Below are 22,891 nucleotides of genomic sequence, written 5' to 3'. Positions count from 1 at the left end.
GCGTCGCGCGGACACCGGCTAGCAACAAACGGAGTTAATGCCCTGTCCGCCGGAACAGCATCGTTCACAGGAGAATGGCAGCGGTTTGCGGACGGAGCGAAGCGAGCGCGTTAACCAATTGTTCATCTTCGCGCGGAGGCGGGTAACCGCGGATTAACCATAGATATTTACGGTGGCGCAGGCCACTGAACAGTGCTTGCCAGTTGAATCCGAGTAAAGTCCATGACGTTCGGTCGCCGCGCAGACCCGACAAGTTCCGGATCGACCGGTGTCTCCGCGTCGTGGCAGACTCAAGATGCGTCGAACGGTGAGGCTGGCGGAGCCGCAGCCCGCCTTGGCAGTGTGCTCACTGCCGCAGGCGCGCTCTCCTTCATTCGGGACAATGCTCGCCGTATCCTGGCGCTCGCTCTTGCGATCTTCGCCCTCGGCGTCATCGTTCTGCTGGTGATCCCGGTTCGATTTGCGGCGACCGCGCTGGTCGTCGTCGATCCCCGCGAACAACGCGTGACCGCGGATCAGGACGTTCTGCCAGGCATAGGGCAGGATAGCGCCGCGCTGCAAAGCCTGGTCGAAGTGGCGAAGTCCGACGGCTTTCTCAAGCCGCTGATCGAGCAGCTCAAGATTCGGGATGACGAGGACATTTCCGGGGGACATACCGACCCCGCGCGCCTGCTCGAGAGGTTCCGCAACCGTCTCGACATTTCCCGCCGCGGGCTCACTTACGTCATCGCCATCCGCTTCACCTCGAACCGGCCGGAGCGGGCGGCTTATTATGCGAACGCGATAGCCGAGGCGTTCGTCGCGAGCCAGAGTCGCAACCGCACCGATGCGACCGACGAGGCGGCCGACTGGCTCAGTGGCCGGCTGAAGACATTGAACGACCGGTTGAGGGCGTCAGAGGACGCCGTGGCCACGTTCAAGCTCGAGCACAGGATCGTCAACGCCGGCAAGGATTCCACGACCCAGCAATTGCGCGTGACCGAGCTGTCGCAGCAGGTCGCCGCCGCGCGCGCCCGGACCGAAGAGGCCAAAGCCCGCTACGAGCAGGCGCAGCGCGACGTGAAGGCGAATGTCGAGGGTCCTGCCAAGCAGGATCTCCTGAGCGCGCTGCGCGCGCAGCGGTCGGCGCTCAATGATCAAATCGCGCAGAAGCGCGCGGTGTTCGGCGATCGCCATCCCGACCTCGTCATGTCCTACAGCCAGCTGAACGATCTCAACAGGCAGATCGAGGTCGAGCGGGCCAAGAGCATCGACACCGCAAAGTCGGAGTACGAGGCCCAGCGCGAACAGCAGAAGGCCCTCGAAGGCCAGATGAAGGCGGCTGAATCGCAGCTCCTGGTCGACGGTCAGGCTCTGGTCAGGCTCCAGGAGTTGCAGCGCGACGCCGAGGCGAACAGAAACATCTACGAACAATTCCTGTCGCGCTCGAAGACGACGAACGAGCAGCGTCTCCTGCAGAGCTCCCAGACCAAGATTGCGTCGTCCGCCATTCCGCCGCTTCGCTCGACCCTTCCGCCGCTGCCCTTGCTGCTTGCCGCGCTCGCGATCGGCTCGCTGCTGACATCGACGGCGGTCGTTGCCGCTACGGGACGCCGATCGGACAAGCCCGTCGAAGACGTTCGTGCCCCCGATCCGGCTCCGCGCCAGCCCGCGTCGTGGCCACGCCCGCCCGTGTGGGCCCGCATTCCCGACCTGCTGCCGGGCGATGTGCCCAGAAACATCTGGCAAGGTCCGGTCTCCGCGACGGCTGCGCTCGATCTCGGTCCGCATTTGCGCCCGCTGCTCGACCGGCTGGAGAAATTGCCGGGAGCCCGGGGCAAGGTCGCGCTCGTGATGTCGGTCGGCAAGCGGGCCGGCGGCAATACGGTCGCGCGGTCGCTGAACCGGTGGGCGGTGAACAAGGGGAAGTTGAGCGTCCTGATCCGGGTCGAGCCGGACCTCGGTGGTGCCGCGGTTAGCCTCGTCAAGGAGCAGGCGGACGGCATGACCACGGCGGACTTTCGCAGCGTCGACGCGCTTCTGGGCGCCGGCAAACGGCTCGAGGCGTCGCCCGCGGATGACATTCGTTCGGAGTTCGATCTGATCGTCGTCCACGCCACCTCGCTGGCCTTGCAGCCGGAGGCGGCGGCGCTCGCCGCTCACGCCGATCTGGTCGTCCTGGTCGCTTGCGAAGACGCGGTCGATTCCGCTGCAATGCGCAGGGCAATGGCGGCGCTGTCCCGCTTTGGCAGCGTGCCGACCGGGCTCGTCATCAATCGTGTCCCGCCCGATCCGTCGGCGGCGCGTCGTCGGGGCGAAGTGTTGGGCCTGGCCGGTTGATCGACGCCTAATCGCAGGAGTCGGCACCGCGGACCGCAAAGGCGCCGCGTTTCGATGCCGAGAAGCGCAGAAGCACGAGAATTGAAGGGTCGACTCCGGTTCGCCGGCGACAGAGGATGTTGAGCGCGATGGTCGCGAACGCCAGCGACACGGTCGCCGAGATCGCCGCGCCAAGCACGCCGAGCCAGGGAATCAGGACGAGAAATCCGACCAGCCGCAGTGCGACATTCGCCGCGACGACGGGGACATAGATGCGCTCATGGCCGGTCAGCTGCAGGATCGCCGCGGATGGACCGCCCGCCGCCTGGAAAGCCGTGCCGATCGCGAGCACGATCAGGACCCAGTGCTGTGCGGCGAAATGAGGCCCGAACAGGTTGAGAAGATGGGGGCCGCCGATCCAGATCAGGAGAAGTCCGCTGGCCACGCAAAGTGCGGTCACTTCCGCCATGAGCCGCAACGTTCGCCCGAACTCCTGGTGGTTCTTGCTGAAGTACAGCGAAGGAAGCCGGCGCGCCCCGAAACTGTACAGCGCCGCCGACAGCATGGCGAAGATGTTGGCCAGGCGCGAGGCGGCGAAATAGATTCCAGCGGTCGCCGGATCCAGCATCCAGTAGACCAGGATGACGTCGAAATACTGGTTGGCCGCTTCCAGGATGGACGCGACCCAGAAATGAAGCGCGCTGGCTCTCCAGCGAGAGGTCTCGTAACGCGCCGCTGTGCTGCGCAAGTCCGGCAGGGCTCGCGCAATGGCAATGACCTGCGCGACAAGGCCCACCGACATGGCGATCGTCATCACGGCGAACAACTCGGCGGGATCGAGCTGCCGATGGCCGAACAACATGGCAAGCAGAAACAGGACGACGATGACCCGCCAGAAGAGCTCCCGGTTTCCTTCGCCCATGAGAATGCTGACCAGCGAGCGGGCGATCTGGCTGCCGAGCATCAGTCCGGCATTCACCGCCGTGTAGGCCGAGAGAGCAAGGATCAGCAGCCACCAATCGCCCCTCAAGCTCGCGGCCAACGCGACCGCGGCGATCGCGATCAGCATCGCGACGGAGGTCATCTTGAAGCTCGACAGGAGGACGCCTTTGGTGAGGTCGGGCCTGTCTTCGACCTGATACTCGTTCAAAAATCGCACCAGAAGCGACTCCTGGCCGACCAGCCCCACGACCGCTGCGATCTGGGCAACGGAAAGCCAGGTCGCAAAGATGCCGAATCCATCAGGCGACATCGTTCGCGCCGCCAGCGAGAACAACGCAAACGCAAGCGCGCCGCTGCCAACCTTGAGGAGGATGGTCCCGACAACGCCGCGCGTCACGTCGCGCCGCAGGAACTGGACGATGGATTCGATCATGGACGTTGAGGGACGACTTTCCCCTGGAGATACGCGCTGCGATGGCGGTGACAGCCTAGCATGGTGAAAAACCGCGAGTGTTAATGGGGCCTCTGGAGTCTTGTTGGTTGCGGCCGATGTCGGCGAAACATCCGCTGCGTCACGGTGGGACACCTTCGCTCCGGCTGTCCCAGTTAGAGCGCAGGCCGGCTTCGTCGAAAAGCGGCGTGATGTCGCTCTGACGAGAAGCAGCCATGCGTTCCGCCGTGGCGTTGCCGAAGACCGGTTCTTGTCGAACATCCGGAGCAAGACGCGTGCCGAAACATCGTCCGGCCAGATCGAGTCTTCGGTTCGTTAACCTCGATCGACGGAAATGATCGCGTTCGGTCCTGCGATGCGACATCAGGCGGGATAATTGCAAATGGAACCACCGTTAACCGTGGGAGCCTGGATCATGACGGCGGATAGCACCGTGACCGAACCGATCGCCGCAGCTGCGACCACGACGATCGTTGCGGACGTCGCGATTGTCGGAGGTGGCCTTGCAGGTTCGCTCGCGGCTGCTGTCCTTGCGCGGGCAGGGCATCGCGTCGCGCTGGTGGACAAGCGGGCGGTCTATCCGGACGAGTTTCGGGTCGAAAAGATCGGCGGCCATCAGCTGGAGATGTTCCGCAGGCTGGGCTTCATCCGCGGCCTCGCGAGCGTCGCTTGTCCATACGATCAGGTGCTCAATGTCCGGGAAGGCAAGGTGGTCGATGTCAGCGTCGGCCAGGCTTACGGGCTTCCCTATGCCGGTCTCGTTGCCATGGCGCGTGGCCAGATACCCGATCCGTCCAGTCTGATCGTCGACGAGGTCACCGCAGTCACCTGTAGCGACGACATCCAGCATATCGAGCTCGCCTCCGGGCGCCGCCTCAATGCGCGTCTTGTCGTTCTGGCGACGGGCATGGCCGGAGCCCTCGGCTACAAGCTGGGCATCAGGCGGCGCGTGCTGGCCGCAGGCCACTCGGTCTCGTTCGGCTTCACGATCGTGCGCCGTGACGGCACGCCGTTCGATTTCAAGGCGCTGACCTGTTACGGCGAGCGCACCTCCGACGGCGTCGATTATCTCAGCCTGTTTCCGGTACCCGCCGGCATGCGGGCCAATCTCTTCATGTTCCGCGACCCGACCGATCCGGTCATGCGTGATCTGCGTCGCGACACGGAGGCGACAGTCCTGCGGCTGCTGCCGGGATTGCAGCCCTATCTCGGCGATTTTCGCGTGACGGATCGGGTACAGAACTGGGTGATGGATCTGTCCGTCGTCGAAGGACATCTCCAGCCCGGCGTCGTGCTGATCGGCGATGCGTTTCAGACCAACTGTCCCGCCGCCGGAACGGGCGTCGCCCGCCTGCTGGTGGACGTCGAGCGTCTCTGCACCGAATATGCACCGCGGTGGCTTGCGACCGAAGGCATGGGCAAGGAGAAGATATCGGAGTTCTATTCCGATCGCGACAAGATCGCCGCGGACCAGCAGTCACTGAAGATGGCGCGCTTCCGCCAGGCGCTGACGTCCCGCGACGATATCAGCTGGGACGTGCGGCGACGGCTGCACTTCCTGCGGCGGAGCATTACCCATCGGGTCGATCAGATGCGGCCGGGCTGGCTCGCGCAGGTCCGCAGCGCGCTGCGCGCCTGAGGGCTGAAACCCGCCAGCGCCTCGCGCCGGTCAGCGCGTTGGCGTCGAGGTGCGGGTCGGCGAGAGCCTGACCTCCGAAATTCGCTTCGCGGCAAGTTTGAGCCAGGGCGCCTGCTTCAGTGCGAACAGGGATATCGCGCCTGTGGTGCTGCCGGCCTGCGTGACCGCCCACATCGGCGAGGCCTGCGCGCCGAACAATTTCTTGTATGGCTCGTCGCCAATGGTGAAGTCGAGCATCTGATCTCCGCGCTCGATGCAGTCCTTCGCCACCTGCTCGAACATCAGCGCGCCCAGCGACTGGCTCTTGTATCCGGCAATGTCGAAGGCACTCATGATGACGAGGAAGCTATCGCGGTGGTGCAAGCCGAGCACGGCGGCGATCACCTCGCCATCCATCTTCATGGCATAGAGCCGCGCAAGGGAACCGAGACCGCGGACCGCGACGTCGGAATAGAAGTCGTAATATGCGGGGCGCTGGAGTAGGTCTCCGTCGCCCTGCGCCTGGAACCGCGGACCGCGAAATTTTCTCATTACGTCCAGCGCCTCGAGGACGGCAGCGCCGTCGCTGCAGCACGAGAAGCTCAGCGCGCCCTTCTTCTGGAGCTGCCGATACTTCTTTGCGAGCTCCTTCTGATAGGAACGATCCATCGCACTGGCCCGCCATTGCTCGAATGGGGCGACGAGAACGGTCGCGTAGGCATTGGTGTCCATCGCGACGCGGCGGGGCGCGGCCAGAAGGCTCTCGATCGGCAGCCGCCCGTCCGGCAGCTTGGTCATTCGGAGCAGGTCGAAAGGGCGAACGAGGCGGCGAATCCGGGCGCATGCCTCCGCATCCCCAAGCAGTTCGGAAAACACCGTCGGACTGCAAACCGGCGCCAGATAGTCGGAGACGCGGAGATCTGCGAATTCGACGGTCCGTATCGGACCGCGCCGGATCCGGAGCAGGGGCAGCACCATCGCAAGGGCGCGCGTCGCGCGGTAGCGAACCACGACAACCAGAGGGGTTGCTCCCGCATGAGACGCGAGCCTGCTGTAGAGGCTGTGCAGCCAGAGCGGATGCTGGAACGCGGTGGCGGCCGAGTGGTCGAACAGCTCTGCATAGTCCGCCGACAGGAAGTCGAATGCCGGCTCGACGGCGATATCGAACGTGTTGCCGGGCGTGTTCATGCGTAACCAGGGAGGCCAGGGAATTCGGGAGTGCTCGATCGAGCTGAGGGCTTATAGCAGGGGAGTGACGGTCGAGATACCGAGGTGGTACGATTTGCATCAAATGGACTGAGCCGGGTTCGTATCGTTACCGAAGTCTTAAGGCTTCGCGGCCGCGGAGGCTGCGATGTGGAGACCTGGCCGCGCTAGCAAATAATTAACCGCGTTTAAGGAAGGTCAATCATGGCCAGCCTACAGACCGAGGTGGACTCCGGGGCTCCCGGGAGCGCGATCTGGAAGACGCGCAGCGTTGGCGTTGAGAAGATTGCCAGGGCCGCGATTGGCTGTTCGATCACCATCAACGTCGTCGCGTCGATGGGCACCTTCAACACCGGGCTGTTGCCGGCGGAGCTGACCTATCTGCAGCAGGCTGTCGCGGTCCTGATGTGGGGCGTCCTGATCTACGCCAGCGCATTCGTGCGTCCGCCCCTGCGTTTGCAGTTCAATCCCGATCTGATCGTGCTGGTCGCATTCTACGCCTTCGCCGTCATCTCCGTGTTCTGGACCAGCCTGAATGCCGCCGCGATCATGAAGAGCCTGGCGCTCGCGATGACGACCTTCGGTGCCTTCTGTCTCATCACGCGCATCGACATGGACGAGGTTGTCAGGGCCACGGCGTTGGGCCTTTTCATATTGGTCGCCGCGTCGGCCTTCGTTGCGCTCGCCGTACCCGATATCGGGATAGACCACAGCTGGATGCATAACGGTCAATGGCAAGGCGTCTATGAATCGAAGCAGACCCTCGGTTTCGTCGGCGCGTATCTGATGTTCTTCGCCTGCTATCTGAAGATGAAGGGGCAGGGGTGGCCGGCTTTCCTCCTGACCTTCGTTCTGGCGTCCACATGTGTCCTCGCGTCGGAATCGCGGGGCGCCGGTGCCGTTGCCCTGGCCGCATGCGCATTGCTGTTGACCTCGATGTGGTCGGTCATCTGCATGAGACTCTATGCGGTCCTGCCGTTCGTCATGTGTTTGCTGGCCGGCGCGCTGATCTTCTATTTTTACGCGACGGGGTATGACGCGATCCATGTCGGCGACGCGTCCGTCGATTTGACCGAGCGGACGTTCATCTGGCATTACGCCATCAGCCATTTCGATGACGCGCCGCTGCTCGGCTTCGGGATCAACGGCTTCTGGACGATCCCGTCGATCTACGACTATTTCGAGCAGAACCATGGCTGGGTGCTCGACAATTATCACAGCGGCTATATCGCGATCCTGATGGAGACGGGGTTTCTCGGCTACACGCTCTTCGCCGCGAGCGTCCTGCTGTTTTCGAGCAAGGTTCTCCATCTGATTTCGGCCCGCGCGATCGACCGGTCGCACTGCGCGCTGATCATCGGATTTGCCGTTCTCAGCTTTCAGACCAATTTTACCGAGACGACGTTCCTTCGTTCGACGATGTTCACGTCGGTGCTGCTGGTGGCGTTCTTCTTCGCGACGTGCAGGCCTGTGCCGCAGACCGATCTCTAGTCTCAACGAATGGAAGCAAGATGAGAGCCATCCGCGCTCGCTGGACGAGAAGCGTCAATCTTGCGGCAACGGCAGTTTTCCTCGCGTCGTTTGGCTTCCATGCCAATGGGGCCGGGCAGGCTGCTTCCCGTGACCTGCCGAAATTGGGGCGCGGCATCAATATTCTCGGCTATGACGGGATCTGGGAAGGCGGCCGGAACGCGCCATTCCGCCTGGACAATCTGACGGCAATCAGGAAGGCCGGATTTTCGCACGTCAGGATCAACTTTTTCGGCTTCAAGTTCATGGGCCCGGGGAACGTGCTGGACGAGATCGTTCTGAGGCGGCTCGATGCCGTCATCGAGGACGTCCTTGCAAGAAACCTCATTCCGATCGTTGACGAGCACGACACCCATATCTGCCAACGCGACGTTTCCGAATGCGGCGAGAAGCTCAGGGCATTCTGGCGGCAGATCGCCGAGCGCTATGCCGGAAAATATCCCGCGCTGGTCTTCGAGGTCCTGAACGAGCCTGGCGGGCAAATGACGTCCGGCGACTGGAATTCGCTCCTCAACGAATGTCTTGAAATCATCCGCCGCACCAATCCGGCGCGGCCGGTCATTGCCGCGGTTCTCAATACGGACGACATCCCCGTCGACGACCTGGCTCTGCCGGCCGACGACAGGAACCTGATTGTCACGTTTCACTATTACGCGCCGATACGATTCACGCATCAGGGCGCACCGTGGTCCCCGACGTTTTCGCGGATCGGGCCGCTGGATTGGGGCAGTCCCGACGACGAAGCCAAGGCTGCTGCTGACTTCGAGAAGATGAATCTCTGGGCGGAGAAGGAGAAGCGCCCCGTCTATCTCGGCGAGTTCGGGGTATACGAGCGTGCGCCATCCGACAGCCGCGCAAGATATCTGTCGTTCATGGCGAGAAGCGCCGACCGGCTTGGCTGGTCATGGGCCTATTGGCAATTCGACCATGATTTCGCGGCCTTCGACAGCGCGCGTCAGGCCTGGAAGCCGGACATCCTGCGTGCGCTGATTCCGCCGCAGCGTTGAAGCGGCGGTCGCGATTTCGCTGACAGTCTTGTCGGCCGTCGCGCGAAATCTGCCGCGCTCTCGCCGCTCGCAATCGCCTAGCGTGGCGCGTCGATCAAAACCATGTGGCGATCTCGCGGAGGCGTCGATACGCCGTCTCGCGCGCGGCGAGGATCGGGTCCGCCGGGCCGGTGGTCGGCCCGATCGGCACAAAGCGCACGTCGCTGATGCCAATGAAACGCAGCGCCTCGCGCAAATAGGGTGTCGCCATGTCGGTGCGGCCGCGATTCATGCCGGTGACGAAGTCGCTGCCGCTGGCGAGGATGACGATGGTCGGCCGGTCCTCTAGGAGCGGAAGATAGCCCGACGCCGGGTCGTACCGGAAGGTAAGGCCGGGCTGGACGATGATGTCGAACCACTGCTTGAGCTTGTAGGGGATGCCGAAATTCCACATCGGCGTCGAGATCAGCACGCGTTCGGCGAGCGACAAGCGCGTCGCCATGCGCTCGGCCTCGGCAAAGCTGTCGCGCTGGGCGTCGTCGAAGGCCTGGGCCTTCATCCGCGCATATTTGGCCTCGACAATCGGCCCCCCAAACTCCGGCATCCGCTCCCGCCAGAGATCCATGACGTCGATGTCCCAGTCGGGACCCGCCTTGTGAAATCCGTCAAGGAAGACGCGCGCGCCGGCGCTCGACTCCGAGTCGGGGCGCGGCGAGCAGGAGAGGTGCAGGAGCTTTGCCACCGCTCATCCCAGCGCTCTGATGACGGCATCCGCCCGCGTGACGATGGCGACGTTCTGCATGGCAAAATTGATCGAGGCCGAGTGCCAGTCGGCATTCATGGTCGAGCAGCAATCCTCCGGCACGATCATGAAATAGCCCTTGTCGGCGCCGGTGCGCGCGGTGTGCTCGACCGACATGTTGGTCCAGGCGCCGGTGTTGATGATCATGTCGCGGCCGGTGGCCTTCAGGATCGTCTCCAGCCGCGTGCCCTCCCAGGCACTCATCCGCATCTTCTCGACGACGAAATCGCCGGGCCGGGGCTCCAGGCCCGAGACCGGTGCCGCGCCCCAGCTGCCGCGTACCATCGCCTTGCTGTCGACCAGACCCTCGAACAGCGGCACGTTCAGCGTCACGCCGGGGGCGCCGGGCTCGACCACGAACCAGACATGGATGATGGCGACGCCGCGCGCCCGCGCGGCCTCGGCAAGACGCCGGACATTCTCGACCACATGCTGCTGCTTCGCGTGAGCGGGCGCGCCAGACCCGTCGAATGCGCCGCCATCCATGATGACGTCGTTCTGAAGATCCTGGATGATCATGGCGCAGCGCTGCGGATCGAGCCGCATCTCGCCGTCGGTGAGGATGGGCGCTGCGGCCGCGGGGCCGGCGCTTGCGCCTCCGCCGCCGCGCCTGCCGCTCATATAGGGCTCGTGGCGCGGTCCCACCCTGGTCGGGATGGCATAGACCGAATGCGTCGAGGTCAGATAGAGCGTGCGGAAATCCGGCCCGCCCCAGGCGAGGTTGGCGACGAGTTCGGGTACACGAACCTTGCCGAGCAGTTCGCCGCGTGGCGAGTAGACCCAAACGCCGCCGGGTGCGGTGACCCAGACATTGCCGTGCTGGTCGCACTTCATGCCGTCGGGCAGGCCAGGCTCGAGCTCGGACTTGATGCTACTTGCGAACACCCGCGCATTCGAGAGCGTGCCGTCGGCATTGACGTCGAATACGCGGATCAGCGCCTGCACGGTGTCGTTGACATAGAGCAGCCGTTCGTCGGGCGAGAAGCACAGTCCGTTCGGCTGGTCGAACAGATTGCGGTCGACGACGAGCTTCGGCTCGCCGCCGGGCATGACACGATAGACGCCCTGGAAGCCAAGCTGCCGCGGCCGCTCGACGCCATAGACCGGCATGCGGCCGTACCAGGGATCCGAGAAATAGATTGCGCCCGAGGAGTGCACGCAGACGTCGTTGGGGCTGTTGAGCTCCTGGCCCCCGAAATGCGAGGCCAGCACCTCGCGCCGGCCGTCCGGCCGCTCGCGGATCAGCGACGAGGTGGCGTGCTCGCAGACGATCAGATTGAGCTCGGCGTCGTAGGTCATGCCGTTGCATTTGTTCGACGGGCGCTTGACCTCGGCCACGCCGCGCCGTGCGTCCCAACGCCGCCGAACGTCGCCAGGCATGTCCGAGAACAGGAGGTAGTGATCGATCGGATGCCAGATCGGGCCCTCCGTGAAGTCAAAGCCTGTTCCGACCTGCGCGACCGGCGCATAGGGATCGATCAAGGTCTCGAACTCACTTCGCAAGGTGACATGCGTCATCGGTCGATCCTTCGAGCGCGTCAGGCCGGGAACCAGTTGCGCGGGGGCAGCGACTGCACGATCGGGCCGGGGACCTGGTCGTGCAGACGGCCGACGACCATGCCGCCTTCGATCTTGGCCGGCCTGTCGTGCACCGGCAGCAAATAGCGCGAATTGCTCAGCAGCTTCTTGATCGAGGCCTTCTCCGCCCGGTTGCTGGTGCCGTGGTTGCCGGTCGTCCGCGGCTCCCAGTCGTGAATCTCGTTGAACGGCGTGACGATCTGGTCGTTGAAATCGTAGATCACGTCGCCGCAGATGGTGGCGATCCCGTCGGCGGTCTCGACGATGATGTTCATGGAGCCCTCGGTGTGGGCGTTGGCGGCGTCGCAATAGACGCCGGGCATCAGCTCGATCGGCCCGGTGATCTCCAGATCGAGGAAACGCAGCGCGCTCTTGGTGTGCAGGCGGTCGATCAGGTGCTTGATGTCGGGCGCCGGATATTGCGGATGCATCAGGCCGGAGACCGAATATTCCAGCTCCTTGCGATTGAGGACGACGGTCGTGTTCATCGGAAACAGATCGTCCTTGCCGGCGTGGTCGATATGCAGATGGGTGTGGCAGACGAAGCGCACGTCGCCCATGCGCACGCCATGGCGGGCAAGCTGGTTCTCGATCATGTGCTCGTGGTACTGCAGCCCGCGCATGCCCAGCGTCTCCATGATCTGGTTGGAGCGGTAGCCCGTGTCGACCACGACCGGATATTTGCCGCCGAGGATCAAAAAGCCGAGCGTGAGGACGCGGCGGGTGCGGCCGCAGTCGCGGCCGAGAACCAGAAAGCTCGATTCCAGCTCGATATCGCCATAGTCCAGGATCTTGATCTCCAGCGCCATCCGTGTCTCTCCCTGTCTCGTTTCTTGTCTGTCAAAGCCGGTAGACGCGCGCCGCGGTGGTCCTGAAGATCGCGTCCTGTTGCCCGGTACTCAGCGGAGCGGCCGCCGCGCGAAACGCGCCAACGAGCTCGCGATAGCTGGTCCACAATTTCTCGATCGGAAAATTCGATCCGAACAGGCAGCGTTCGGCACCGAAGGTCGCGACCGTGTCGGTCAGCACCGCGGCGATATGCGCGGGATCGTTGCGGTGGATGAACGTGCCGAGCCCGGACAGCTTCGACACCACGTTCGGACATGCGGCGAGGCGTGCCATTCCCGCGCGCCAGGCCGCGCGGCCTGCCGGCGAAAGATCCTCCAGCATCCCGGCGTGCTGGAGGATGAAGGTCACCTTCGGGCAGGCCTCGGCCATATGCGCGGCATCCGGCATCTGCGGTGTGAACACCTGAAGATCAAAACTCCAGCCGTAGTCGGCGAGGTATCCGACGTTGCTGCGGATCAGGGGGTCGAGACAGAGATCAGGCCGGGTGGCAAACCGATAAAGCGGGTTCTCGTGCCAGTGCAGCTGCATCCGCACGCCACGCACGAGCGGGTAACGCTTGAGGCGGTCGAGCTGCGGGCGGACGTCGTCGACCGCGAAATTGGCATAGGCGACGATGGCGTGGGGCCAGCCTTGCTCGTCCGCGGTCTGCTGCACCCAGGCGGCCTCGTCCTCGAAACGATCGTTGGCCCAGTTGGTCTGGACGTAGACGGAGCGATTGACGCCGGTGCCCTTGAGATCGCCGAGATATTCCTGGATCGGATAGTCGCGCCGGATCGGCTCGTAGGGTCCGAAGATGCGGGGCTGCATGGGGCCGATCAGCCAGGGCAGGTCCGCCTGCCGCCAGATGTGATGATGGCCGTCGACAATCTCGGTCACGCAACTCTCCTTCGTCCCAGTGCCAGGACATGCGCGACGATCGACGCGCTCGACCCGCCGTCGACGAGATCGTCAACGAAGCGTTCGATGGCGACGAGCGCTTCGGTCTGGGGGCGAAAGCCCGGACCCGTTGCGAGCGGCGTCAGCCAGCTCATGCGCCAGGCCCGCCGCGACAGTCTTGCCACGGCGTCGCGCAGCGCGTCGGGTGGGCCGCGCTCCAGCCCGTCCGAGACGACGATAACCGCCGCCCCGCGCGCATAGCCGCCGAACCGCGGCACCGCGAGAAAGGCTTGCAAGGCATCGCCGATCCGGGTGCCGCCGTCCCAGTCGCTGACGAGATGGGCGGCCGCGCTCAGCGCCTGTTCGCGCCGCTTGAGCCGCAGCGCGCGGGTGACACGGGTCAGGCGCGTGCCGAAGGTGAAGACCTCGACATTGGGCGCTGCCTGCACCAGCGCGTGGGCGAGCTTCATGTTCTCCTCGGTGCGGCTCTTCATCGAGCCGGAGACGTCGATCAGCAGCAGAATTTTTCGCGGGCGCTGCCTGCGCTTCAGGTGGCCGAGACGCAGGACCTCGCCGTCGCTGCGCACGGAATCGCGCAAGGTCCGGCGAAGATCGGCGAACGGACCGCGCCGGGCCTGCATGCGCCGGTGGCCGCGTCGCCTGGGCAGACGCCGCGGCGCTTCGCGGGTTAGGCGGCGCAGCGCATCGCCGGGAGAGAGTTGCGCAAAGCGGCGGTCGACCAGCGCCTCGGTACGGGTCGCGGTGAGGCCGGATTCGTTGGCGTCGTCGGAGAGCAGAGGCTCCTCCTCGCCGCGGCCTTCTTCCTGAAGCCGGACGGTCTCGTCGTCCTCGCCGTCGTCATCGCGCGTGACGGCCTCGCTGCCGCGGAAATGGAGGTCGAACAGCCGGTCGAAGGTCGCGCGGCGTTCGGGCGGCGGGCCGAGGGTGGCCAGCGCCGCCTGGCGGATATCGCCGAGATCGCGCGGGCCGAGCAGCTCGATCGCAGTGAGGAACGCGGTGGTCTGTTCCGGGGCGACGGCGAAGCCGTTGGCGCGCAGCAGTGCGACGAAGGAGACGAACACGCGCGCCGCCTGCGGCAGTTGCAGTTCGGGACTCATGCGGTTGCCTCCGCAAGCATCGCATCGAGCCGGGGTGAGATGAAGTGCAGGTCCTCCTCGTCCTTGAGCGCCACGCCGATCGAGCGCCTGAAGGCATCGGGCCAGCGCGCGCCGCCCTTGTGCAGCAAGGTCGCCGCCTCGGCCCAGTCGACGGCTTCAGCGATGCCCGGGGCCTTGCTGAGCGGCTCGCGTCTGAGCTTGCCGACGGCGGCAACGACGGCGCGTGCGGTTGCCTCCGCAACGCTGGAGGCGCGCAGCATCACGATGCGCGCCTCGCGCTCTTCGGTGGGATAGTCGATCCAGTGATAGACGCAGCGGCGGCGCAGGGCCTCGTGCAGGTCGCGCGTCCGGTTCGAGGTCAACACCACGACGGGACGCTCCGCCGCGCGGACCGTGCCGCGCTCGGGGATCGAGATCTGGAAGTCGGACAGGAATTCGAGCAGGAAGGCCTCGAACTCCTGATCGGCGCGGTCGATTTCGTCGATCAGCAGCACGGTGGAATCGGGCGCACGCAGTGTGGCGAGCATCGGCCGTTCGATCAGGAACGTCTCGCCATAGATGTCGATGCTCTCGTCGCCGGCCTGGCGGATCGCGAGCATCTGGCGCGGGTAGTTCCACTCGTAGAGCGCCGCGGACGAATCGATGCCCTCATAACATTGCAGCCGGATCAAACGCCGCCCCAGCACGGCGGCGATGGCCTTCGCCGCCTCGGTCTTGCCGACGCCCGGCGCGCCTTCGAGCAGCAGGGGCTTGCCGAGGGCGAGGCCGAGATAGGCTGCGGTCGCGAGCCCCTCGTCGGCGAGGTAATAGGCCGCGCGCAGCGCCTTCTCCAGCGCTTCGGGGCTGTCGATGCCGACGATGTTGCTGCGGACCGCCATTGCAAGACCTCTAGCGCCGTGCCTGCGGTCGCGCGCCGCCCTGGGATTTGATGGCGCGCAGCACTTTTTCCGGGGTGATCGGCAGATCGTCGATGCGGACGCCGACCGCGTTGAAGATCGCATTGGCGACGGCCGGTAGCACCGGATTGGCGCACATCTCGCCGGGGCCCTTGGCGCCGAACGGGCCATCCGGCGCAGGACGCTCCAGCACGGCGATGTCGTGCGGGCAGATATCGCCGGGGCCGGGCATCAGATATTCGACGAAATCGCGGGGGCCGTGAACGGGATCGGGATAGTAGGGCTCAGGCGTCTCGTAGAGCGCGTGGCTGACGCCCATCCAGGCGCCGCCGACCAGCTGCTGCTCGACCAGGCGCGGATTGAGCGCGCGGCCGAGCTCATAGGCGGAGTCCATGCGCACCATCGCGACCTCGCCGGTCTCGTCGTCCACCTCGACCTCGGCGACCAGGCAGGCATGGGCGTAGCAGGTTGCCGGCGACATCTCGCCGGTTTCCGGATCGACGTTGGAAAGAGGGACGAGGAAGATGCCGCGGCCGGAGATGGTCTTGCCCTGCTTGAACTGCGCGGCGATCGCGACGTCCTTGGTCGAGATCGACCGGTGCGGCGCGCCCTTGACGTGGATGTTGCCGCGCCCGTCGGTCTCGAGATCGGCGGCGTTGACCTCGAGCTCCTCTGCGGCGGCCTCCATCATCACGCCGCGCGCCTCGCGGGCGGCGGCCATCACGGCATTGCCGACGCGGTGGGTGCCGCGCGAGGCGAACGAGCCCATGCAGTGCGGGCCGGTGTCGGAGTCGGCCGTGTCGACATAGACGTCCTCGACCGGCACGCCCAGCGTCTCCGCGCAGATCTGCCGTGTCACCGACTTCATGCCCTGGCCGAGGTCGATCGACGACAGCGCGACGGTGAACTTGCCGCTCGGATTGGAGTGCACCAGCGCCTGGCTGGGGTCGCCGCCGAGATTCATGCCGATGGGATAGTTGATCGACGCCATGCCGCGTCCGCGATGCCGGGTCATCTAGCGCCTCCTGGTGCCGAAGACGGAGGAGAAACGGGTCGCGCCATGCGAGGGCGCAGCGGGCCGCGGGGGAGGCGGCGCCGGTGGTGGCGGCTCGCGCGGCGGCTCGCGGGTGACCGTCGGTGGAAGCCGGTCATAGGTCGTGCGCTGCTGCGCGGCCACAGCCGGCCTTGGGTGCGAATCCGTCGGTGTCGGCGGAATCACGGCGCGGCTGCCGCCGCCGTCCTTGCGCGAGGACGCGCGCTTGAACTCGTCGCGGATCGGCCATTTGGCCTTTTCGGCCGCAACCTGAACACATTCGATCAGCGCGGTGTTCTTGGCTTCGCGCCTGTGCGCCTTCATGTCGCCGTCGCGATAGGCGTTCAGGATGCGGAACTCCATCGGGTCCATGCCGACGAGATTTGCCAGCTTGTCCATCTGACACTCGATGGCAAAATCCATCGCGGTGACGCCGAAGCCGCGCATGGCGGTTGCAGGCGTCCGGTTGGTGAAGACGCAATAGACGTCGCCATAGACGTTCGGGATGGTGTAGGGGCCGGGCAGGTGGGCGGCGCATTTCACGGCCGCGTAGCTGGACAGCCGCGTATAGGCGCCGCTGTCGAAATAGGCGCGGATCTTGCGCGCGACGATGCGGCCGTCGCGCATCACGCCATCCTTGATGTAGATGCGCTCGGCGCCGCGCGGCGGGCCGTATTGCATCTCCTCCTCGCGGCCGAACACGTAGCGCACGGGCCGCCCGGTCAGCATCGCTCCCAGGATCGCGAGCGGTTCCGTCAGCGTGTCCACCTTGCCGCCAAAGCCTCCGCCGACGGTGCCGCCGATGAAGTGGAAGGTGTTGGATGGCACGTCCAGGATCTTGGCGCAGGTGTCGACCGAGAAGAACAGCGCCTGCGTCGAGGTGTAGACGACGTAGCGGCCGTTGGTGTCGGGCGCGGCGATCGCGCCGTTGGTCTCGGTCGGCGCGTGCTCGATCGGCGACATCTGGTAGCGCTGCTCCAGCACGTGATCGGCGGTGGCGAGCGCCGCATCGGCGTCGCCGAAACGCAAGCGCTGGTGATCGTAGACCTCGTGATAGGTGAATGTGTTCTTCGGGTAGGTCTCGTTGACCACGGGCGCGCCAGGCTTGAGCGCGTCCTCGACGTCGAACACCGCCGGCAGCACCTCGTAGTCGACCTTGACCTTGGCAATCGCCTCGAACGCCTCGCGCTCGCTGTCGGCGACGATGGCGACGATCGGCTCGCCCTTGTAGCGGACCTTGTCGACCGCCAGCGAAGGCTCGTCGTCCTTGCCGAAATTGATCAGGCTCAGCAGCGTGTTGAGATTGACCGGCACGTCAGTGCCGCGGATGATCCGGCGCACGCCGGCCGAGCGCTCGGCCTCGGTGGTATCGATACGGCGCAGTCTCGCATGCGCCTCGGTCGAGCGGACGACCTTCAGGTGCAGCATGCCCTGAAGTTTGTGGTCGTTGAAATAGCTCGACGTGCCCGTGACGTGGCCGAGCATGTCCTGGCGCTGCGTCCCCTTGCCGATCTCTTTCAAATTATCGTCGCGCTCGTCGGCGAAGATGTCCTTGCGCAGTTCCAGCATGATGGGGATCCTCAGGCACTCGCTCGGCTGCCGGAAGCAGCGAGGATGGCGTCGATGATGGGCTCGTAGCCGGTGCAGCGGCAGATATTGCCGGAGATCGCCTCGACGACCTCGGCGCGGCTCGGGGCGGGGTTGCGGTCGAGCAGGGCCTTTGCCGCCATCAGCATGCCCGGCGTGCAATAGCCGCATTGGGCGGCAAAATGGTCGGCAAAGGCGCGCTGGAGCGGATGCAAATTCGGGCCCTGCTTCATGCCGTCGAGGGTCTCGACCGCGCGGCCCGCGACGGTCTCGGCCAGCGTCAGGCACGAGAGGTGCAATTCGCCGTCGATCAGCACGCTGCAGGTGCCGCAGCCGCCCTGGCCGCAGCCGAATTTGGGCGTCATGTCGCCGATCAGCTCGCGCAGCGCCACCAGCAGATTGGTGCCGCCGTCGACGAAGATCGCGACGTCGCGGCCGTTGTGACGAAATTGCAGGGGTATCTTGGACATGACGACCTATTCCCTGTCTATTCTTGATCTATTCCTGGCCGGACAGCAGACGCCGCAGATGGACGCCGACGATTTCGCGGCGATACCAGGCGCTGCCGAGCGCGTTGTCGGATGGCGATGTTCCTTCGGTCGCTGCGGATGCGGCGGCCGCGATGGTCGCGGCATCCAGCGAGCGGCCCTCGAGCGCACGCTCGGCGGCGCGGGCGCGGATCTGCGTCGGCGCCATCGAGCCTAGCGCGATGCGGGCGCCCGCGATCCGGCCGCCGCTGACCGGCAGATGCGCGGCAAGGGTGATGACCGAGCCGCCCTTCGGCTTGATGCGCGCGATCTTGCGATAGCGGAAGGCCTCGCTGCTGGCCGGCCGGGTGCAGGACACCGACAGCACCAGCGTCCCGGCCTGGCGGTCGCGCGCCTGCAAGAACTCTTCGATCGGGACGTCGCGCGCGCCAAAGCCGCCCTGCACGGCGACGGTGGCGTCAAGCGCCAGCAGCGCGACGGTGAAATCGCCATAGGGAGTGGGCGCAAAGAGATTGCCGCCGACGGTGCCCATGTTGCGCACGGCGGGACCGCCGATCGAGCGGGCAGGGGCATGCAGGAAGGCGAGGTCCCGTTCGGCGAGGATGCGCGCGAAGGTGACCCCGGCCCCGAGCGTCACGCGCGGACCGGATGCGTCGATCCGGGTCAGCGCCTGGTCGTGGGCGCGAACGACGGTCGAGATCGTCACATCGCCCTCGTTCAGCGCGCGCATCACCAGTGTGCCGCCGCCGAGATAGCGCGCGCTGCGGTCCGAGGACAGCGCCCCGGCCGCCTCGCTGGCGCTGGTGAACGTCTTCACTGTCACGGCCATGATGATGCGGCCTCCTTCAGATGCCGGCGGATCGCCTCGAACCCGGCCTGATAAATGTCTTCGGCGACCATGTGGGTGATGCGATCCTTGTCTTCCGGCCTGGTCGTGAAGCGTGACTCCCAGTGCCAGAAGGTGCGGTCGCCGTCGGTGACCGGCAGCAGCCGGACATGGGCGACGTAGTTGAACATCGGCACCGGCGTATCGAGCAGGCAGTAGCTGAAGGACTGCTCCAGGTCGGACAGCGCCAGAAGCTGCTCCCGCAGCTCGGAGCCGTCCTTCAGCTTGAAGCGCCTGACACAGCCGATCTTGTCGGAGGGCTGCGCACGCTCGATCATGGAGGTCGCAACCGCCGGGTGCCAGCGGTCGTGCCCGTTGAAATCGCGCAGCACGGACCACGCCGCATCGGTCGGCGCGTCCAAAATCGTGCTTTTGACGATATGCGGCACGGGTGTCAGCCTCCGAACACGCGCTTCAGCGCGTCAAACCCGCCCTGGAACACGCCGCCGCCGATATTGTTGACGAGCTCCGTCTCGCGCTCCGGCGCGCAGTCGAACTCGGCGGTCCATTCCATGAACGTCTGGTCGCCGTCGGTGACGGGCGTGAGCCGCAGGGTGGCGACGTAGTTCTCCACGCCCATTGGCGATTCCAGGATCGAATAGGTGCAGAACATGTCGTAGTCGGAGAGGCCGAGCAGCTTCTCGCGGATGCGGTCGCCGTTGCGCAGGCGAAAATCCCTGACGCAGCCGATCTTGTCCGAGGGCTCGCCGCCCTCGATCCGGCTCTCCGCGATCGCCGGGTGCCAATTCGGCAGGCCGTTGAAATCGCGCACCCGCGCCCAGACGCGGTCGTTGCGGGCGTTGACGACGGTGGAGACGTAGACGCGGGCCATGAACGCGATCCTCAGCTCTTCTTCCGCGGCCCGCGCTCGGCCGGCGGTTCGCCGCCGCCCTCAGTCGCAGGCGGGGAGGCGGCTGGCTTGTCGCCGCCGCCCTTGCGCGCGGACTCCTTGATGCCCTGCATGTCGCGGGCTTCGCGGATCAGGCCCGGCATCTTGGCGAGGCTGCCGCCCTCGACGCCGATGTCGGCGAGGATCGAATCGATCAGAGGCGCCTGGACGCGGTAGCGCAGCGCCGAGTCGATCACCTCGTCGGTGGCGCTGCGGCCGCCATTGCCGCCATGGCCATTGCCGTTGAGCCCGTCGACCTGGAGGATGCGGATGCCCTCGATCTTCTCCATCGGCTTGACGCTTTCGCGCACGATGCCTTCGATGCGGTCGAGCAGCTTTCGGCGGAACAGCGAGTAGCGCGCCTGATCCGTGAGGACGTTCTCGGCCTCGTTGAGCATCCGCTGCGCTTCGGCCTCGACGGTGGCGCGGACACGCTCGGCGTCGGCCGCGATCCGGGTCTCCTCGGCCTGCTTCTCGGCGAGCAGCACCTCGACCGTCTTGCGCCGCCTTGCGATCTCGCTCTCGCGCGCGGTGATGACGCGCTCGGTGGCTTCCGTCGCATGGATGCGGGCTTCCTCCGCGGCAGCACGCGCTGCGGACTCTTCCAGCGACTTCTGATGAATCGCGATGGCCTTCTCCATCAGCACCGTCTCGACGTCCTTTTCGCGGTTGACCTCGAGCTTGCGCAGCTCGCGCTCGCGGCCGATGCGCGCCTCATCGAGGCCGCGGTCGGACGCGATCCGCGCGCGCTCCACCTCTTCGCGCGCGGCAATCTCGGCTTCCTGCAGCGACTGGACGCGGGCGACCTCGAGCTGCTCGATGGCGCGGCGGCGCTCGATCCGCGCCGCTTCCAGCGCCTGCTCGCGCGACACGTCGGTGGTCTCGACGTCCTTGCGCGCGACGATCTCGGCCTGCTTGACTTGGCGGTCGGCGTCGATCCGTTCCGAGCGCTTGGTGGAGAGCGCGATGACGCGGTCCTCATCCGCGATCTCGATCGCCTTCTTCTGCTCGATATTGAGCACCTCGCGCTTCTTGGACGAGTTGATTCGCTCCGCCTCGAGCGCGAGATCGACCCCGATGCGCTGGCGCTCGATCGCGTCGCGCCGCTTCAGCTCGGCGGCCTCCAGAGCGCCGGTGCGCTCGATTTCGAGCGCGCGGGTTTCGCGCTCGGCCTAGATGCGCTCGGCCGCAACGGTCTTCTCCTGCACGATCCGGGCGGCCTCGATCGCTTCGCGCGAGGCGATGTCGGCTTCCTCGACGGCGCGGTTGCGGGCGATTTCCAGCGAGCGCACCCGCTCCTCCTGGGCGATGCGGGAGGCTTCGGTCGCCTCGCGCGCCGCAATTCCCGCGACATCGAGCGTCTGGTTGCGCTCGATCTCGAGCTGCCGCGTGTTCTGCTCGGCGGCGATGCGCTCGGCGGCCAACGTCCGTTCGCGGGCGATACGGGCGGTCTCGACCGCGCGCTGCGCCTCGATCTCGGCCTCCTGGATGGTGCGGACCTGCTGGATTTCCAGGGCGCGGGTCCGCTCGTCCGAGGAGATGCGCTCGACATTGACCGTCATGGTCTGGGCGATGCGCGCCTTCTCGGTGGCTTCGCGTGCGGCGATCTCGGCCTCGTCGACGGCGCGGGTGCGCTCGATCTCGCGGCGCCGCGTCTCCTCCTCGTTGGCGATGCGGGCATCGGTGACGACGCGGTCCTGCTGGATGCGGGCCTTCTCGATCGATTCGCGTGCGGCGATCTCGGCCTCCTCGACGGTGCGCATGCGCTCGATCTCGCGCTGGCGCACCTCGCGCTCCGAGGCATATCGAGCGCTGGTTGGCGATCCGGGTCTTCTCGATTTCCTCGCGCGCCAGCAGCTCCTTTTCCTCGATGGTGCGGGTTCGCTCGATCTCCTTCTGGCGGGTCTCGCGCTCCGAGGCGATGCGGGCCTCGGCAATGGCCTGGTCATTGGCGATCCGCGCGCGCTCGATGGTCTCGCGGGCGGAGATCTGGGCCTGTTCGGCCTCGGTTTCGCGCAGTGCGCGTTCGCGGGCGACTTCCGTGCGCTGGAGCGCGCGGCGCATCTCGATGTCGCGTTCCTGCTCCAGCCGCGCGGTCTCGCTCTCGCGCTCGATCTCCAGTGCCTGCCGCTCGGCCTCGAGATTGCGGGAGCGGATCTTGATCATCGAGTCCTGCTCGATGTCGTTGCGCAGCTTGCGCTTGGCCTCGATGTCCTCCATCAGGCGGGTCAGGCCTTCGGCGTCGAACCGGTTCGACGGGTTGAAGAATTCAAGATCGGTCTGATCGAGATCGGTGATCGCGACGGATTCGAGCTCGAGTCCGTTCTGGGCAAGTGCCTCCGCCGCATTGGTCTTGACGCGCACGACATAGTCGCCGCGCCGTTCGTGCATCTCCTCCAGGGTCATTTCGGACGCGACCGACCGGATTGCGGAAATGAACTTGCCGGCCAGCAGCGCGTGGAGCCGTTCGGGCTCCATGGTGCGGCGGCCGAGTGTGGCGGCCGCGATCGAGACGGCCTCCTTTGTGGCCTGGACCCGGACGTAGAAGTCGGCTTCGATGTCCACGCGCATGCGGTCGCGGGTGATCACGGCGTCCTGGCGGGAGCGGACGATGCCCATCGGCAGCACGTTCATGTTGACCGGCGTGTAGTCGTGGATGAACGGCAGCACGAAAGCGCCGCCGTTGATCACCACGCGCTCGCCGAGGAAGCCGGTCCGGACGAATGACGTCTCCTTGGAGGAGCGATGGTAGAGCCAGTTCACGATGTAGACGGCCACGACGATCACGATGATCGCGACGATCAGCCAGAGGATCAACTCGCCGACCAATATCCCTGACATCTTGTCCTCCCTCGAAC

At 65.6% G+C, this 22,891-nt stretch carries 18 protein-coding genes and 1 pseudogene; 4 read left to right on the top strand and 15 right to left on the bottom strand.

From position 1 onward, the window contains the following. Positions 1-222 precede the first annotated feature (222 nt). Positions 223-2,319, top strand: a complete 2,097-nt coding sequence (locus ACFLEY_RS29585) for a GumC family protein (RefSeq protein ID WP_060911350.1) — start codon at positions 223-225, stop codon at positions 2,317-2,319. Positions 2,320-2,326: 7 nt separating this feature from the next. Here the strand turns inward: ACFLEY_RS29585 and ACFLEY_RS29580 are convergent, their stop codons facing one another. After that, positions 2,327-3,673 (bottom strand): lipopolysaccharide biosynthesis protein, encoded by a 1,347-nt coding sequence (locus ACFLEY_RS29580; RefSeq protein ID WP_060911351.1) that lies wholly within the window; start codon positions 3,671-3,673, stop codon positions 2,327-2,329. Between the two features lie 433 nt (positions 3,674-4,106). On the opposite strand from ACFLEY_RS29580, the gene ACFLEY_RS29575 reads away from it, so the two are divergent. Next, a complete protein-coding gene (locus tag ACFLEY_RS29575) occupies positions 4,107-5,330 on the top strand; it encodes an NAD(P)/FAD-dependent oxidoreductase (protein WP_060913018.1) in 1,224 nt (407 codons plus the stop codon). Between the two features lie 30 nt (positions 5,331-5,360). Here the strand turns inward: ACFLEY_RS29575 and ACFLEY_RS29570 are convergent, their stop codons facing one another. After that, complete coding sequence (locus ACFLEY_RS29570; RefSeq protein ID WP_011086149.1) at positions 5,361-6,497, bottom strand: GNAT family N-acetyltransferase; 1,137 nt, start codon at positions 6,495-6,497, stop codon at positions 5,361-5,363. A 222-nt stretch (positions 6,498-6,719) separates the two neighbouring features. On the opposite strand from ACFLEY_RS29570, the gene ACFLEY_RS29565 reads away from it, so the two are divergent. After that, positions 6,720-8,006 (top strand): O-antigen ligase family protein, encoded by a 1,287-nt coding sequence (locus ACFLEY_RS29565; RefSeq protein WP_011086150.1) that lies wholly within the window; start codon positions 6,720-6,722, stop codon positions 8,004-8,006. Between the two features lie 20 nt (positions 8,007-8,026). After that, positions 8,027-9,052 (top strand): glycoside hydrolase family 5 protein, encoded by a 1,026-nt coding sequence (locus tag ACFLEY_RS29560; protein WP_211433318.1) that lies wholly within the window; start codon positions 8,027-8,029, stop codon positions 9,050-9,052. 94 nt (positions 9,053-9,146) lie between these two features. On the opposite strand, the gene ACFLEY_RS29555 is transcribed toward ACFLEY_RS29560, so the two are convergent. The 13 genes and pseudogenes from ACFLEY_RS29555 to ACFLEY_RS29495 form a co-directional block, all read right to left on the bottom strand. Then, positions 9,147-9,773 (bottom strand): FMN-dependent NADH-azoreductase, encoded by a 627-nt coding sequence (locus ACFLEY_RS29555; protein ID WP_060911352.1) that lies wholly within the window; start codon positions 9,771-9,773, stop codon positions 9,147-9,149. Between the two features lie 3 nt (positions 9,774-9,776). Then, on the bottom strand, positions 9,777-11,351 hold the full coding sequence (locus ACFLEY_RS29550) for an isochorismatase family protein (protein ID WP_060911353.1): 1,575 nt from the start codon (positions 11,349-11,351) through the stop codon (positions 9,777-9,779). Between the two features lie 20 nt (positions 11,352-11,371). After that, positions 11,372-12,220, bottom strand: a complete 849-nt coding sequence (locus ACFLEY_RS29545) for an MBL fold metallo-hydrolase (RefSeq protein WP_060911354.1) — start codon at positions 12,218-12,220, stop codon at positions 11,372-11,374. Between the two features lie 31 nt (positions 12,221-12,251). Next, positions 12,252-13,136 carry an amidohydrolase gene (locus ACFLEY_RS29540; protein ID WP_060911355.1) on the bottom strand — a complete coding sequence of 295 codons (885 nt, stop codon included), beginning with the start codon at positions 13,134-13,136 and terminating at the stop codon, positions 12,252-12,254. Next, positions 13,133-14,254: a VWA domain-containing protein gene (locus tag ACFLEY_RS29535; RefSeq protein WP_060911356.1), complete on the bottom strand. Its 1,122-nt coding sequence runs from the start codon at positions 14,252-14,254 to the stop codon at positions 13,133-13,135. Before ACFLEY_RS29535 ends, ACFLEY_RS29540 begins: the two co-directional genes overlap by 4 nt. Beyond that, positions 14,251-15,132 (bottom strand): MoxR family ATPase, encoded by an 882-nt coding sequence (locus ACFLEY_RS29530; RefSeq protein WP_011086157.1) that lies wholly within the window; start codon positions 15,130-15,132, stop codon positions 14,251-14,253. The genes ACFLEY_RS29535 and ACFLEY_RS29530 overlap by 4 nt, the downstream gene beginning before the upstream one ends. Positions 15,133-15,142: 10 nt before the next feature. After that, positions 15,143-16,165: a xanthine dehydrogenase family protein molybdopterin-binding subunit gene (locus ACFLEY_RS29525; RefSeq protein ID WP_011086158.1), complete on the bottom strand. Its 1,023-nt coding sequence runs from the start codon at positions 16,163-16,165 to the stop codon at positions 15,143-15,145. Further along, a complete protein-coding gene (locus tag ACFLEY_RS29520) occupies positions 16,166-17,752 on the bottom strand; it encodes a xanthine dehydrogenase family protein molybdopterin-binding subunit (RefSeq protein WP_060911357.1) in 1,587 nt (528 codons plus the stop codon). A gap of 11 nt (positions 17,753-17,763) precedes the next feature. Continuing rightward, on the bottom strand, positions 17,764-18,240 hold the full coding sequence (locus ACFLEY_RS29515) for a (2Fe-2S)-binding protein (RefSeq protein WP_027548905.1): 477 nt from the start codon (positions 18,238-18,240) through the stop codon (positions 17,764-17,766). Between the two features lie 28 nt (positions 18,241-18,268). Then, entirely contained in the window at positions 18,269-19,087 is an 819-nt protein-coding gene (locus tag ACFLEY_RS29510; RefSeq protein ID WP_011086161.1) for a xanthine dehydrogenase family protein subunit M, read from the bottom strand. Then, on the bottom strand, positions 19,078-19,533 hold the full coding sequence (locus ACFLEY_RS29505; protein WP_011086162.1) for an SRPBCC family protein: 456 nt from the start codon (positions 19,531-19,533) through the stop codon (positions 19,078-19,080). The genes ACFLEY_RS29510 and ACFLEY_RS29505 overlap by 10 nt, the downstream gene beginning before the upstream one ends. Positions 19,534-19,538: 5 nt before the next feature. Beyond that, positions 19,539-19,976 carry an SRPBCC family protein gene (locus tag ACFLEY_RS29500; RefSeq protein ID WP_011086163.1) on the bottom strand — a complete coding sequence of 146 codons (438 nt, stop codon included), beginning with the start codon at positions 19,974-19,976 and terminating at the stop codon, positions 19,539-19,541. A gap of 11 nt (positions 19,977-19,987) precedes the next feature. After that, positions 19,988-22,874 (bottom strand): annotated as a pseudogene (locus ACFLEY_RS29495) (flotillin domain-containing protein). Positions 22,875-22,891: the final 17 nt, after the last annotated feature.

It is taken from the genome of Bradyrhizobium sp. YCK136 (genome assembly GCF_044570075.1).
Lineage (GTDB): Bacteria > Pseudomonadota > Alphaproteobacteria > Rhizobiales > Xanthobacteraceae > Bradyrhizobium > Bradyrhizobium diazoefficiens.
The sequence above is the reverse complement of the archived record's forward strand: the minus strand, read 5'-3'. Positions and strand labels throughout refer to the sequence as shown.

Excerpts from the sequence above, each read along its gene's own strand:
- ACFLEY_RS29580 (WP_060911351.1), bottom strand. The coding sequence starts at position 3,673 with ATGATCGAATCCATCGTCCAGTTCCTGCGGCGCGACGTGACGCGCGGC.
- ACFLEY_RS29565 (WP_011086150.1), top strand. The coding sequence starts at position 6,720 with ATGGCCAGCCTACAGACCGAGGTGGACTCCGGGGCTCCCGGGAGCGCG.
- ACFLEY_RS29525 (WP_011086158.1), bottom strand. The coding sequence starts at position 16,165 with ATGACCCGGCATCGCGGACGCGGCATGGCGTCGATCAACTATCCCATC.
- ACFLEY_RS29530 (WP_011086157.1), bottom strand. The coding sequence starts at position 15,132 with ATGGCGGTCCGCAGCAACATCGTCGGCATCGACAGCCCCGAAGCGCTG.
- ACFLEY_RS29550 (WP_060911353.1), bottom strand. The coding sequence starts at position 11,351 with ATGACGCATGTCACCTTGCGAAGTGAGTTCGAGACCTTGATCGATCCC.
- ACFLEY_RS29575 (WP_060913018.1), top strand. The coding sequence starts at position 4,107 with ATGACGGCGGATAGCACCGTGACCGAACCGATCGCCGCAGCTGCGACC.
- ACFLEY_RS29515 (WP_027548905.1), bottom strand. The coding sequence starts at position 18,240 with ATGTCCAAGATACCCCTGCAATTTCGTCACAACGGCCGCGACGTCGCG.
- ACFLEY_RS29545 (WP_060911354.1), bottom strand. The coding sequence starts at position 12,220 with ATGGCGCTGGAGATCAAGATCCTGGACTATGGCGATATCGAGCTGGAA.
- ACFLEY_RS29585 (WP_060911350.1), top strand. The coding sequence starts at position 223 with ATGACGTTCGGTCGCCGCGCAGACCCGACAAGTTCCGGATCGACCGGT.
- ACFLEY_RS29535 (WP_060911356.1), bottom strand. The coding sequence starts at position 14,254 with ATGAGTCCCGAACTGCAACTGCCGCAGGCGGCGCGCGTGTTCGTCTCC.
- ACFLEY_RS29520 (WP_060911357.1), bottom strand. The coding sequence starts at position 17,752 with ATGCTGGAACTGCGCAAGGACATCTTCGCCGACGAGCGCGACGATAAT.
- ACFLEY_RS29570 (WP_011086149.1), bottom strand. The coding sequence starts at position 6,497 with ATGAACACGCCCGGCAACACGTTCGATATCGCCGTCGAGCCGGCATTC.
- ACFLEY_RS29500 (WP_011086163.1), bottom strand. The coding sequence starts at position 19,976 with ATGGCCCGCGTCTACGTCTCCACCGTCGTCAACGCCCGCAACGACCGC.
- ACFLEY_RS29510 (WP_011086161.1), bottom strand. The coding sequence starts at position 19,087 with ATGGCCGTGACAGTGAAGACGTTCACCAGCGCCAGCGAGGCGGCCGGG.
- ACFLEY_RS29560 (WP_211433318.1), top strand. The coding sequence starts at position 8,027 with ATGAGAGCCATCCGCGCTCGCTGGACGAGAAGCGTCAATCTTGCGGCA.